The sequence below is a fragment of the Pseudoalteromonas sp. HF66 genome (genome assembly GCF_011806445.1).
Lineage (GTDB): Bacteria > Pseudomonadota > Gammaproteobacteria > Enterobacterales > Alteromonadaceae > Pseudoalteromonas > Pseudoalteromonas apostichopi.
In genome coordinates this window covers 160205-174522 of sequence record NZ_JAATOU010000007.1, presented here as the reverse complement: position 1 = coordinate 174522, position 14318 = coordinate 160205, and the positions used below count along the sequence as shown (strand labels likewise).

Genomic DNA, 14318 nt, shown 5'->3' with positions numbered 1-14318 from the left:
CCTAATTAACTAATCCTTAGTTAATTCGAGGTTTTTTACGACGAAGTGCCATCAGTGGTGCAACTGCTAGTAGTAACCAGCCGAATGAACCGCTTGATGATTTCTTGTCTTTTTCAATCTCTGTCTCTGGAGTCACTGCCTCAGGGAAAGTACAGCTACCATCGTCAGTATTGGCGTTTTCATCATAGTTAGTTGCTGAGCTATCAGTACAGCCAAGCTCTTCGCCATCAGACATCACCGATAATACAAATGAACTCATTGCTGTATCAGTTGGGTTAACGCTGTCGCTAACTTTTACTGTTACATCAATATCACCATGGAAGTGCGCAGTTGGTGTGATAGTCACCGTGCTACCTGATGTATGACCAGATACTTCATAGGCAAAGTTCTCACCTAACACTTCGATTTGGTTGCTCACTTGGTTTTCATCAGCGTAAAGTACGTCAAAACTAATTGCTTCGTTTTCTGCTACGGACATGTCAGCTAACGCTGCAATCTCTAGGTTTCCTAGAACTTCAAGATCAAGGGTGATAGTTTCATCGTCTGCACCTACTAAACCATTTGTAAGTGATAGTTGGTGAGTTTGATTCGCTGCTTGTTCACCAATGTAAGCTTGGAATTTCACATCAAACTTAGAAACTTCAGGGCCTGTGTAGTCAAGACAAACAACCAGTTTGTCGTGAAGTACTTCGTCCATATTATTGAAGCCGTACTTGTTACCGATGTTTAAGTCGATAGGAATATCACCACTAATGAAACCTCGGCCATCAGCGGCTTTCAAGCCGATAGAACCTTGAGCATCAACTAAGCTTAGGTTGTCATAAGCAAATAGGAGTTCGTATTCACCTGGCTCATAATCAATGCCCATGCGCATGAACATTTCGACGTCAACAGATTGGCCTTCAGTTCTTGAACGTTGGATATTATCCCACTCGAGTACTAACCACTCACGCGATACTGTGTAAGTTGGTGTGATACCTGCGTTGGCATCATAATTACCGTTAGTAGAGTCTACACGCTCTGGGATCATATTGTCACCCACCCAGAATGGTGCAATGAGATATGGCGGCGGTGGCGGCTGAGTGTTGCCCTGTGGTAGCTCAACGTGGAATGGCGTTGTACGGCCTTGCGAGCCAAATGTGACTAAGCCAGCTGGATTCAGTTTAATTGAGTCAAAGTGATACTTGTTAAAGAATGGGAATGACACATCTAGATTAGTGTTCATGATTTCTTTAAATGTATATTCGAACTCGTTGTAGTACTGACCTTGAACACCTTCAAGGGTGCGCCAGCCCAATTCACGTAATTCTAGGTAGTAAGGATCCGGAGAATGTGCAGATGTTAATGAACACATTTCATCAGTGATGTTAGTCGTAATGTTGTAATTACGCTCTACATCTTTGGTTGTCTCTTGTACGCCCACTAGTGCTAACGCATTACTATCTAGTATAGGTGTAACCGGCGTTGAGTTAGAAGCGATAATACTGTCAGGGACAATTTCAACCCCTGCAGGGAACTCAGTGTTTAGTGCAAACTGACGTGCTTCATCTTCGTTATTAGCAATTACGCTGATTTCGAAGTCAACGAGGTCACCAACAAATGCTTTGTCTTTGTTAGCTGTAAAGGTCACGTCTTTATCAACTTGCTCGATGATCACTGGTACAAAACCAAGGTTACCCGCATCTTCAGGGTTACTGCCAATATCAAAGCCACCGAAGTAGATATCGCCTACTTCCATATCAGGAAGGTTATAAGCAAGATCAAGTTCAAGCTCGTCATAACCTGGCACGCTGCTTGGGCCTGTAACGGTTAATGAACCATTGTCTTCAGTAGTTACAGCTGTTGCAAACGATACCTCGATACCTTGATCAACTTCACCATACGATAAAGTCTGTAGGCTCATGTATAACGTGAAGTACTCACCCGCTTCTGGATCTACAATGTTACAGAAGTTAGTTAGGGTGTAGCTAGTTGACATACAAAGTGTTTCTTCGAATGAAGCGATGCCATCACCGTTACTATCTTTACCCATGAAGACAAGCACACGTGAAGTGTCGTTCATTACGCTTGCACTAAGCATTTTTGCGTCTTCTGGCACTGTCGTCCACTGAATGTGGTTATTGTTTACGGCGTCGCCTTCACCTTCAACATCTACGCTATCGAATGGGTCGCCTGGTGTAGTGTCGTTGAATAGATGTACTGTTTCAACCTGACCTTTTGTTAAGCCGTAAGATTGTGTGGTTAGGTTGCTGATTTCATCAGTATTAAATGGGCCCACTTTCATCGTCGCAGAGCGGCGGTGTGCATCAATTTGAATATACTCAGGTAAACCAGTATCACCAGCGAAAGTCCATACAGGCATTTCTAGAATTGGTGATTCAGGATTGCTAGAGGTCATTACTATTTGACCTTGGTTACCTGTGTAATCAACAATTTCTTGTGGTGTTGCTTGTTGCCTTGCTTCAACAGTAACCACAATGCTTTGTGTCTCACCTGCTTTGATATCAAAACTGCTTGGCTCAACACTAATTTTGCTATTACCAATCCAGTTTTCTGTATGAAGTGTCCAGCTTGCGTCTTCTGTCGCTGTAAAGGTTCTGATAAACGTACACTTAAAGCCACAGTCATTATCAACCATGTAAGCCGTGTTTAGTGCTTTTTCGCGGCCACCTAGGCTTGGGTTGGCAGCATTCATGTTCGCAATGCTTTCATCAAGAAGTAGGCCTGCTTTGTCAGCACGCTCAACTTGCATTTTACCTGAACCCATTTCAGCAAGAGCTGCATCAAAGCCATCATCGGTATAGTTGTTTAAGTATTGTGCTAAAGCTACTTGATTGTTTGCAGTTAACATCAATGCTGATTGAATTTGCATTGGGGTCCAATCAGGATGAGACTGTTTTAACAATGCTGCAGCACCTGCAACATGAGGACTTGCCATTGATGTCCCAGACATCGTTTGCCAGTCAGAGGTGGCTGGATTGCTTGTAAATGGCTGATCGTCTGATGACGGCGCGTAGATATCAACACCTGGTGCCGCTACATCTACAAGCAAGGTGTCAAAGCCAAAGTATGATGGACCACGACCAGAGAAGAAAGCAATACGGTCTTTATCAACCGCTTCAACGGTGCCTTCGGTTGATTCAATCGTCCCCATGTGGCTGTCGCCTGTGCTTAGCCAATCAAGCAAGCTTACACCATCCACGTTTTTAATGTGAACAGTAGGGATTGGGTACGTAACGGATGGAATTGTATAACGATCGTAGAATGATACGTGGTTATAAATAATTAAACCTTCTGCACCACCTGCTTGTACATTTAACGATTTAGAATACAGTGGGTACGAACTACGTTTACAAACCACAATAACATTTTGCGTGCTTTCATCGATAGCTGTAGCTGGATCATCAACTAAATCAAATGTGCCTTCAGGGAATGGCTTGTCACAGTTAGCCAGAGCATAGCTTGAGCTTTCATTCGGGTTTTCAAAATCAGTCGCAGCAACGATTAAGCCTGATAGCTCGTTAAAGTTAACACCTGCACCTGTAAATGGACCCGGTGCTGATGTATCACCACCAGTTAAGTCCTTAAGTTGCTTGTTACCAAAGTTTACTGTAGTTGACGGAGTATGTGCTGCAACTGTGGTTACCCAAGGTGATGAGTGATCAGCCGTCGAATATTCTGGACCATTATTACCAGCAGCTACTGCAACAAAAACACCTGTTTCGGCTGCATTCATAAATGCTTGTTCAATTGGGTCGCTCCAAGGATCTTCTTCAAGACCACCTAATGAAGCATTTAATACATCAACGTTATCAATTGCTGCTTGCTCAACAGCGGCTAAGATTGCGCTAGTTGGACAGCCTGCATATGGATCACCTGAACCACCTGGCCAACATACTTGGTATGAGATGATATTGGCATGGGGTGCCATACCTGAAACTTGTGGGAAAATCACATTGGTTTCTAAACCAGAAGATTGGTTTTCATACTCAGTCAGCTTGTAAGGAATATCGTAAAGGATATTACCTGCAGCGGTACCTGCAACGTGTGAGCCATGACTATGATAGTCTTCACCATTTTCTGGGCGAGTCTCTTCAAATACAGAGTCGACATAAGCTGCGGTGATCTCAGGGTAAGAGTACACACCAATTAGCTTGTCGTTACAAAGGTCAGCAAATTCAGCAGTTGCACAGTCACCTAAGTATTTTTCGCCTAAAGGATTCGTGTGAGTGTAACCATCGCCGCCTACTGCCGCGAATGATGGGTGATCGGTGTTGATACCTGTATCTATGATACCCACAACCGTACCTTCACCTTTGTTGCTGCTAGGGTTGCTAGAACTGGCGCTCCATAGTGCAGAAGCACCTGTTTGCTCAATAGTATTAAAGGTATTTAGGCTGTAGATTTTTGAGCGGGTGATTTTCTTAACACCTGCAACTTTGGCAAGTCGCTTCGCTTCATCTTGTGTCATTTTGGTGGTGAAACCGTTTAATGCCACACTGAATGTACGCTCAACGTTCAGATTTAAGCCTTGCTGACTCATCGCTGTGTTTAGCACTGACTGACGTTTATTTGCTAGGTGATTAGCGTAAGTTGCAATGGCAGGTTGTGTCATATTCAAGGTCGAGCGCACTGCTGCTTGTTGACTTTGCATCACAACGTCTTTTGTGCTCGCAAGCCCCTTAACACCGCCTTGATAAGTCGAAATTGGTGCATCGTCTAGTTGCACGATGTAAGTTTGAATACCACTAATATCTTTCTCTGGTGTGAAAACTCGGCTTTGTTTTTTAACTGTGTTATTAACCTTGTCTTCCCACACAAATTCATTTGTAACTGTTTGCTTTGGCGCATAACCAGCTGGCTGTTCTGGCCATGCTTGATCATTTAGCGCAGCAGCAGACGTACCTACACCTAAGTAAAGTGCAGATGCGACCATCACTGATACTTTTTTCATATTGAACATGTGATCTAACTTCCCTCGAAGGATTATAATTATGAGCTCACGCTAGACGCGAACGGTTGTAATCAGTAGGGATAGTGTTGAGTTGTGACTATAACATCAATGAAATGTAAACAATTGGCACACACTGTTACAGCTTGGTACATTTTTACCGAAAAACTGCTTATCGAAACAAGATGCTTGCTCTTGCACCACTTAAGGTCTGTGCGTTATCTAAGCTAAACTTTGCGTTATTCCACAGGCACAGTTGCTTAACGATTGATAAGCCCAGACCAACACCCTGATAGCCTGTTTGGTGCACCGAGGCAGTTTTAGAAAATGGCTGCATAAGGCTGGCACGCATTTTTTCTGGGATCCCCGGACCATCATCTTCAATTGCTAACAAAGTGCCGTCTTTGCATTGCGAAACCCTGATATGAATTTGCGTATTAGCAAAGCGAACCGCGTTTCCGAGTAAGTTTTGTAATAAGCGTTGAAAGCTTTGCTTATCAACGCAAATAGCTTTTAATTCGCAGTCAAGACGAATAGCCAAAGGGCTATAGCTTTGAAACTTAGTAATGCAGGGCTGTAATAGCTCGTCTGGGCAGTAGTCTTTCACCAACAAGGTGGGTTCGCATTGTTCAAGTTCGGCATAGGTTAAGAATTCTTCAACTAATAGCTCAAGTTCAATTATGTCTTGCAAAACACTGTGGCGATAACTGTTGTTATCAACAACCGCTTCTAGGGCGAATTTAGCTCGTGAAATAGGCGTCAAAAAGTCATGGGAGACAGCATTGATTAATTCGCGTTGGCTTTGATTACGATTGTGCAGCGCTAAAGCCATATTATCAAAGGTATCACCAATACTTTTTAGTAAGCTAAAGCGCGTGAAGTGCACTTGTGCTGTAAAATCAGCATTGGAGATTTTACTGCTGGCTTTACGTAGCTTATTTAAATCAAACAGGAGTGGGCCTGTAAAAATCACCACAGCTAAGGCTAAGCTACTATAAAACAGAAGGCTAACTAAAGATTGATAACCCAAATCAGCCGGTTGGCTATAGGGGCCAATGCTTAATAAGATGTTTCTATCATCTGCAAGCTTATGAAAGTAAACGTTGTTGTCCGCGTCGTTAACGCTAATCACTTGTCCAGCTAAAAGCGAAGCCTGTAACTCCTCACCAAGGTAAAAGTTCGCTAGAGGAGTTTGACTAATGCCTGAGTTATTAGGCGCAAGGCTCAGGATTTTTTCTGCCAATTGCTGCTCAGTGCTGTGGCTCGGTGGGTTTGGAAAATAGGTTTCTAGTAACCAAGCAGCACTTCCTAGACAAACTGCCAGCGTTAAATACAAATAACAAAACAGCCGCAACAAACTTCATCACCCCCACGCTTGTGGAGAGAAAATATATCCTTTGCCCCATACGGTGACGATTTTTTGTGCAGGTACAGCTTCATCACCTAGCTTTTTACGTAAGCGGCTAATGCGGCCATCGATGGTGCGGCTTTGACCATCGTATTTACGGCCTATGGTGCCATCAAATAATTGGTCTCGACTGACCAACTGGCCTGGTGATTTAGCAAGCTGGACCAGTATCTCGAACTCAGCACTGGTCAGTTCAAGTGGCTGGCTATGCAGGTAAGCCTCGCGCTGAATCGTATTAATACTTAAAGAACCAAAGCGAATATTATACGCATTATGGGTGTTACTTATTGGTTTGACGGCTTGGCTGCGGCGAATGGTATTATTAATTCGCGCTAATAATATAGATGGGGAAACCGGTTTGGTTAGGTAATCATCGGCGCCTAGTTCAAGGCCAGTAATATGATCGACTTGGCTCTGCCTTGCAGTCATAAAAATAATTGGCGTATCTTGGTATTGTTTAAGCTCTTTAAATACCTCAAACCCATCTTCTGATCCTAATCCAACATCCAGCAAAATTAAGTCGTATTTTTTACTGCTCGCTTGGTAACAGGCATGGCAACCACTATCAAAGTGGTCAAGGGTATAGCCATGACTACTTAAATAATTAGAGACTAGTTGGGCAAGTTTAAAATCATCTTCAATGTATAAAATAGTATGCTGGCTCATCAAAAAATACTCCATGCGATATCACGACGGCGTTTTTTAACATGCTGGTGGAATAAACTAATTTCGGTACTTTCTAATGGTTCGAGCTGTTCGCTGAGTAGCTCTAACACAATGTTGCGATTGTTTTGTACTGTGATTGCAAAGTTCTGTCCTTTATTCGGTTTTTGGCAAAATAACCTAATTTGTTGATCAGTAACGCGTATACACACAGTCTCGCTTACCTCGGTATACCAATTAATCGAGACATCCATTATGCAGTCTTGCTCTACTGTTACGCAGTTCTCGGGAGTTGCTTCGATATAGGCTGCTTGTGCGAATGTGCTGCTAACAAACGCAATGCTAAAAATGAATAAGATTGAAAAGAGCTTGGTGCGCAACATCATCAGTAATTCCATGCAAAGCCAGCATAAAACGACAGTAAGTTGCTGTCATCAATAAGGGGGCTATTGGCTATACCCGATGATAAGCGTTGGTATTTTACATCGCTTATAAATTTCCATTGTTCATTAAATTGGTATTGGTAACTGGCTTTTAGATTGTACTTTTGACTGGAGTGGCCTAAAAAAGGGCTAAACCCTGCTCCTATCTCTTGTAAAGCACTGCCATAGTAGTAATCCACCAAACCAGCACTTAAATGTTGTATTTCTGCGCCGAGCAAAACCAGATGCTGATCAAACAAAAACAAGCGCTGTGCAGATAATGCGCCTTGTAACCCTTTGTGATAGTTGGTGAGCTCCATTGACCAATACGCGCTAAATCGCCAGCTTTGCCAGTCAACAATAGCTTCAATACCGCTCATGGCAGACAGTTTACGTTTTGATATTTTAGTAATATCACCGCGGCGCTTTATCACCAAAGGTTCTTCAAAACTTGAACCAGGTGGTCGCGGTGTCATTGAAGGGCGACCACTGGTTGTTCTAATTGCAGTCAGTACTGCTGAGTGTTTAGCAAAATAAAGCCCGTCTTCATTGAGTTGGGTGAAAAATGACACTTGATAATTGTCACCCCAGATAGGTGTCCAAGCAAACTGAGTGTTCGCAAATGAGAAGTCACCAGCGAATATCTCAATGCGTGGTAAAGCAAACAGAGCTATGTCTTCTTTTTTATATACGGGGTTGTCGAGTTGACCATAACCTAAGCTTAAACCAAGACTTACTCCCTCATCAGCCAAATAGGCAGAGTCAGTACTATTTACCATTGATGAAAGGCAAGTAGCACTGATTAGAAATAGAACTCGCAGCCCCAGTGAGCAACCATCCAGAATAGTCACAAATAAAAAACCTTAATGAAAAATCTTGTTAACATTAAGTTTTTATTAACTGCTTGAACAATGAAATAATGTACCAAATTGTAGCAAGCTCTGGTTTTTGTAATTTAAGTTAGATAGGTAAATTGGTTTGATATTTATGTACACTCTACTTTTTTTCTTAGCTTTTTTGGTAGAGCTGCAATGAATTTACTTAGGAAAAGTTGTTAAAAGTAAATGGTGTTAAAACCTGTGTTTAGCGCTATAGAGCGGGCTTAAGTACACGTCATTACTGGCATAGCGGTTTATTAAGTTGCTATTTGGGTGAGTTTTTGCGATATTAATTATATTATAATATTAACAGGAAGCTAATTAGATGACTCTGCCTAGTTCTCAATCTGCAAATGCTATTCGCATACTTGCTGTCGATGCCGTTCAACAAGCTAACTCTGGCCACCCAGGTGCGCCTATGGGTATGGCTGATATTGCAGCGGTATTGTGGCAAAACTTTCACCGTCATAATCCACTAAATCCAGATTGGTCTAACCGTGACCGCTTTGTGTTATCAAATGGCCATGGTTCAATGCTTCAATATGCATTGTTACACCTAAGCGGTTACGACGTAAGCATCGAAGATATTAAGCAATTCCGTCAGCTTCATTCTAAAACACCGGGTCACCCAGAATATGGTTACACACCAGGTGTTGAGACAACTACAGGTCCATTAGGTTCAGGTATTGCTAACGCGGTTGGTATGGCCATCGCTGAAAAAACCTTAGCAGCGCAATTTAATAAGCCACAGTTTGATATTGTTGATCACTTCACTTACTGCTTTATGGGTGATGGTTGTTTAATGGAAGGTATCTCGCACGAAGCATGTTCGCTGGCAGGTACATTAGGTCTTGGCAAGCTAATCGCATTCTGGGATGACAATGGCATCTCTATCGATGGTGAAGTAGAAGGTTGGTTCACTGACGATACACCTGCACGTTTTGAATCTTACGGTTGGCAAGTTATTCGTGATGTTGATGGCCACGATATGCATGCGATTGCTGGTGCAATCGAAGCGGCACAAAGCAACACCACGCAACCAACACTAATCTGTTGTAAAACAGTGATAGGTTTTGGCTCGCCAAATAAATCAGGTAGCCACGACTGTCACGGCGCACCACTTGGTCACGACGAAATTGCCGCAGTACGTGAACAGCTAAACTGGCCACACCCAGCATTTGAAGTTCCACAAGAGGTTTATAACGAGTGGAATTATCAAGCGAAAGGACAAGAGCTTGAAGGTGCATGGCAGCAAAAGTTTGCAGCTTATAGCAAAGCACATCCTGAACTTGCAAAAGAATATACTCGTCGTGTCTTGGAAAAAGCATTACCAGCTAACTTTGCTGAATTAGCTGATGAGTACATTGCTAAATGCCAAGCTGACATGCAAAACATTGCGACACGTAAAGCATCACAAAATGCGATCACTTTCTTTGCTAACCAGCTTCCTGAACTAATGGGTGGCTCTGCTGACCTTGCAGGTTCTAACTTGACCTTATGGCCAGAAGCAAAAGGCTTACAAGATGCAGCTGATGGTAACTACGTATTCTATGGCGTACGTGAGTTTGGTATGAGCGCAATCATGAATGGTATTGCATTACATGGTGGCTTTATCCCATTTGGCGCAACCTTCTTAATGTTTATGGAATACGCACGTAATGCAGTACGCATGGCTGCATTAATGAAAGCACAGAGCATTTTTGTGTATACCCATGACTCAATCGGTCAAGGTGAAGATGGTCCAACTCACCAACCAATCGAGCAAATCGCTAACCTTCGCATGACACCAAATATGACTGCATGGCGTCCATGTGATGAAACTGAAACAGCGGTAGCTTGGCGCCAAGCGTTATTAAAAGAAACCGGCCCAAGTTCACTGATCTTCAGCCGTCAGGGTACAAAAGCAATGGCTCGTGATGCACGGCAAGTTGCTGACATTGCAAAAGGGGGTTATGTACTTGTTGATAGCGAACAAGCTGCAGAGCTTATTCTTATTGCAACGGGTTCTGAGGTTGAACTAGCTGTGAATGCCGCTGCTGAATTAACAGCACAAGGCAAGCAAGTTCGCGTGGTATCTATGCCATCAACGAATCAGTTTGACAGCCAAGACAAAGCATACCGTCAAAGCGTGCTACCAACTGGTACACCAAAGATTGCTGTTGAAGCTGCGCACCGTGACTTCTGGTTTAAGTATGTTGGCCAAGATGGTGATGTACTAGGCATGGATACATTTGGTGAGTCAGCGCCTGGTGCCGTATTGCTTGAGCATTTTGGTTTCACAGTGGCAAACCTAGTTGCAAAAGCAAACGCATTACTTGCTGAATAATGTGACAGGCGAAAAAATTATCGTAATCGCAACACGATAAGCCTGCTTTTACTAAAAGGCAGGCAATAAAAAGCCCGCAAACCTTGGTTTGCGGGCTTTTTGCTGCTTAAACAATCGGTTTAAACTAGTTCGCTTAAAATTGACTCTAGTTTCTCTTGGTCAATTGCGAATTGACGAATACCTTGGCTTAGTTTTTCAGTTGCCATGGCATCTTCATTCATTTCCCAGCGGAAAGCCTGCTCAGTCATTGCTGCTGGCGCTTCTGCTTTTTCTGTTGCTGGTAATAGTTTTTGAGTTAATGGTGCGTCAGTTGCAGCTAGTTCAGCAAGTAGCTTAGGGCTGATAGTTAAACGGTCACAACCTGCTAATTGTTGGATTTCACCGATGTTACGGAAGCTCGCGCCCATTACAATCGTGTCGTAGCCGTGCTTTTTGAAGTAGTTGTAGATATGCGTGACTGACTTAACGCCCGGATCGTTAGCACCGTCGAAATCAGCGCTTGCATCTTGTGCTTTGTACCAATCAAGAATACGGCCAACGAATGGTGAAATTAGGTAAGCGCCCACCTCGGCACAAGCACGTGCTTGAGCAAATGCAAATACCAGCGTTAGGTTACAACGAATACCTTTTGCTTCAAGTGCTTTAGCCGCTTGAATACCTTCCCATGTTGAAGCAATTTTAATTAACACGCGCGATGTGTCGATGCCTTGCTCTTTATATAGAGCAACAAGCTCAAGTGCTTTATCAACAGTTGCTTGAGTATCAAACGATAAACGCGCATCCACTTCTGTTGAAACTAAACCTGGCACTTGCTCCATTAATTTAGAGCCAATTAATACCGCTAGTTTGTCAGCTGCTTTTGTTACAACTTCAGCTGCGTCACTGCTTTGTGCTTTTGCCCATGATACGGCTTCTGCAGCGAGTGGGCGATATTTCTCAATTTGAATCGCGTTTAAGATGAGTGATGGGTTTGTTGTTGCATCTTGCGGTTTATATTCGTTGATTGCTTCAAAGTCACCCGTGTCAGCAACAACGGTTGTCACTGCTTTAAGTTGTTCTAATTGACTAGACATAGTTATCCCATTCTTATCATACAAAAGTTAATGTAGTGGCTTTAACCTATTATTTGTGCTGAAAAAACAATCTAATTTTCCAGAGAAACTGCGCAAAAAATCGCCCGCCAGCAGCAAATAATCCTGTTAATAATATTTTTATAATACCTTTACAATCTGGTATTGTTGATATTATCATACAAATAAAGATAATGACTAACAATGTTAGTAAGTAATTAGTGAAAGGTAATTATGTCTCGTTATACGTTGGGATTAGACTACGGGTCGGACTCGGTAAGAGCATTACTCGTTGATGTTGCGACTGGTGAAGAACTTGCCAGCCATTTAGTAAACTACCCGCGCTGGGCACAAGGTTTATATTGTGACCCAAGTAAAGATCAGTTTCGTCAGCATCCACAAGACTATATCGATAGCCTTGTAGAAGTAGTAAATGGTCTTTGGTCACAAGTTCCAGCAGGTACTGCAGACAAAGTAGTGGGTATGAGCTTTGATACGACTGGCTCAACACCTGTAGCAATTAATAGCCAAGGTACACCACTGGCATTAACTGAAGAATTTGCAGAAAACCCAAATGCAATGTTCATTTTGTGGAAAGACCATACGTCTATTAAAGAAGCAAATGAAATCACTGCAGCTGCAACTAACAACGATGTGAACTACCTTTCACACATGGGCGGTATCTACTCTTCTGAGTGGTACTGGGCCAAAGCATTACATATTTTCCGCATTGATAGCAGTGTTAAAGCAGCCACTTATTCATGGGTTGAACACTGCGATTGGATGACCGCGCTAATGTGCGGCACAACACACCCTGAAGCATTAAAGCTAGGGCGTTGCGCTACCGGCCACAAACAAATGTGGAACGAGCAGTGGGGCGGTTTCCCACCAAACAGTTTCTTCAGCAATATCGATCCACTATTAGATGGTGTTGTTGATACTTTAAATACAACGACAGAGCCAAGCGACCAAGTTGCTGGCAACTTAACTGCTGAGTGGGCCGAGAAGCTTGGTTTACCACAAGGTATCGTTGTTGGTTACGGTGCATTTGATTGTCACATGGGGGCAGTAGCAGCCAATGTTCGCCCTGGTGTGCTAACCAAAGTAATGGGTACCTCAACGTGTGACATCACAGTAACGTCTCAAGAGCAGCTAGGTGATACTTGTGTTAAGGGTATTTGTGGTCAAGTTGATGGCTCGGTGATCCCAGGGTTAATTGGCTTAGAAGCTGGTCAATCTGCATTTGGTGATTTATACGCATGGTTCAAGAACTTAGTACTTTGGCCAACTCGCCAACTTACAAATCTATCTGACGCTGAGCAAGCGTTAGTTAACAAGCTAGAAGACTCAATCTTAGTTGATTTATCAAAAGCGGCGGCAGCACTGCCTGTATCAAGCAGCGACGTAACTGCGCTTGATTGGGTAAATGGTCGTCGTACGCCAGATGCTGACCAAAGCGTTGCCATGGCATTAACAGGCTTAAAAATGGGCACTGATGCACCTAAATTCTTCAAAGCGCTTGTTGAAGCAACAGCCTTTGGCGCACGTGCTATCACTGAGCGCTTTCGTAGCGAGGGCGTGCCAATCGAGTCAGTAGTTGTTATCGGCGGTATTTCTAAAAAATCAGACTACGTAATGCAAACCTGTGCTGATGTTTGGAACTGCCCAATTGACGTTTTAGAAAGTGAGCAAAGTTGTGCATTAGGTGCGGCAATTATGGCTGCGGTTGCTGCGGGTGAGCACGCAACAGTGGCAGATGCTCAAAAAGTGATGGCGTCGTCAGTATGTCATCAGTACTTACCAAACCCTGAGCGCGTTGCTGTGTATGACGAGCTTTATGCTAACTACCAAGCACTTGCAAGCTATGTAAACGGAGACAAAGCATGAGTTTTACTGAACTAAAACGTGAAGTCTATGAAGCGAACATGGAGCTGCAACGTCGTGGCTTAGTAATTTATACCTTTGGTAACGTATCGCAAATCGACCGAGACAAAGGCGTGATTGCGATTAAACCAAGTGGTGTATCGTACGACCAAATGAAGGCCGACGACATGGTGATCGTCGACCTTGAAAACAACATTGTTGAAGGGTCTATGCGTCCGTCTTCTGACACAAAAACACATGTTCATTTATATCGTCACTTCGATGCAATTGGCGGTGTAACACACACGCATTCGACCTATGCAACTGCATGGGCGCAAGCAAAACAAAGCATTCCTTGCCTTGGCACAACTCACGCTGACTATGTACACGGTGACATCACCTGTACTCGTGAGCTAACTGATGAGCAAGTGAATGGCGATTATGAATTAGAAACCGGTATTCAAATTACTGATGCGTATCAAGACCGCGATCCGAAAGCTGCACCTATGGTGATTGTTGCGGGTCATGCGCCTTTCACGTGGGGTAAAGATGCCGCTCAGTCTGTATACCATGCAGCGCTACTCGAAGAGATTGCACGCATGGCGTATTTAACACGCACTTTAGATCCACACGCAGCTGAACTTAAAAAAGCAGTGATGGATAAACATTATCTACGTAAGCACGGTAAAAACGCGTATTACGGTCAGAGCAAATAGCAAGAATTTAGAGGATTATTA

9 protein-coding genes are annotated in these 14318 nt (G+C 43.3%); 3 read left to right on the top strand and 6 right to left on the bottom strand.

The window, feature by feature from the left end; all coding sequences use genetic code 11:
* Positions 1-16: 16 nt before the first annotated feature.
* The 5 genes from HCZ11_RS19720 to HCZ11_RS09415 form a co-directional block, all read right to left on the bottom strand.
* Complete coding sequence (locus HCZ11_RS19720) at positions 17-4963, bottom strand: S8 family serine peptidase (RefSeq protein ID WP_167658290.1); 4947 nt, start codon at positions 4961-4963, stop codon at positions 17-19.
* Positions 4964-5123: 160 nt separating this feature from the next.
* A complete protein-coding gene (locus tag HCZ11_RS09430; protein ID WP_167658289.1) occupies positions 5124-6308 on the bottom strand; it encodes an ATP-binding protein in 1185 nt (394 codons plus the stop codon).
* A 6-nt stretch (positions 6309-6314) separates the two neighbouring features.
* Positions 6315-7025: a response regulator transcription factor gene (locus HCZ11_RS09425; RefSeq protein ID WP_167658288.1), complete on the bottom strand. Its 711-nt coding sequence runs from the start codon at positions 7023-7025 to the stop codon at positions 6315-6317.
* The gene (locus HCZ11_RS09420) at positions 7025-7408 is read right to left on the bottom strand and encodes a DUF3019 domain-containing protein (RefSeq protein ID WP_167658287.1); all 384 of its coding nucleotides are present in this window, start codon (positions 7406-7408) and stop codon (positions 7025-7027) included. Before HCZ11_RS09420 ends, HCZ11_RS09425 begins: the two co-directional genes overlap by 1 nt.
* Positions 7408-8295 carry a MipA/OmpV family protein gene (locus tag HCZ11_RS09415; protein WP_167658286.1) on the bottom strand — a complete coding sequence of 296 codons (888 nt, stop codon included), beginning with the start codon at positions 8293-8295 and terminating at the stop codon, positions 7408-7410. Before HCZ11_RS09415 ends, HCZ11_RS09420 begins: the two co-directional genes overlap by 1 nt.
* Before the next feature lie 352 nt (positions 8296-8647).
* Between HCZ11_RS09415 and tkt the strand changes: the two genes are divergently transcribed.
* Positions 8648-10648 carry a transketolase gene (tkt, locus tag HCZ11_RS09410; protein WP_167658285.1) on the top strand — a complete coding sequence of 667 codons (2001 nt, stop codon included), beginning with the start codon at positions 8648-8650 and terminating at the stop codon, positions 10646-10648.
* A 119-nt stretch (positions 10649-10767) separates the two neighbouring features.
* Here tkt and tal read toward each other — a convergent pair whose 3' ends face one another.
* A complete protein-coding gene (gene tal / locus HCZ11_RS09405) occupies positions 10768-11721 on the bottom strand; it encodes a transaldolase (RefSeq protein ID WP_167658284.1) in 954 nt (317 codons plus the stop codon).
* Between the two features lie 231 nt (positions 11722-11952).
* Between tal and HCZ11_RS09400 the strand changes: the two genes are divergently transcribed.
* Positions 11953-13605, top strand: coding sequence for a ribulokinase (locus HCZ11_RS09400; RefSeq protein WP_167658283.1), 1653 nt, complete (start codon positions 11953-11955; stop codon positions 13603-13605).
* Positions 13602-14297, top strand: a complete 696-nt coding sequence (locus tag HCZ11_RS09395) for an L-ribulose-5-phosphate 4-epimerase (protein ID WP_054552270.1) — start codon at positions 13602-13604, stop codon at positions 14295-14297. The genes HCZ11_RS09400 and HCZ11_RS09395 overlap by 4 nt, the downstream gene beginning before the upstream one ends.
* Positions 14298-14318 lie beyond the last annotated feature (21 nt).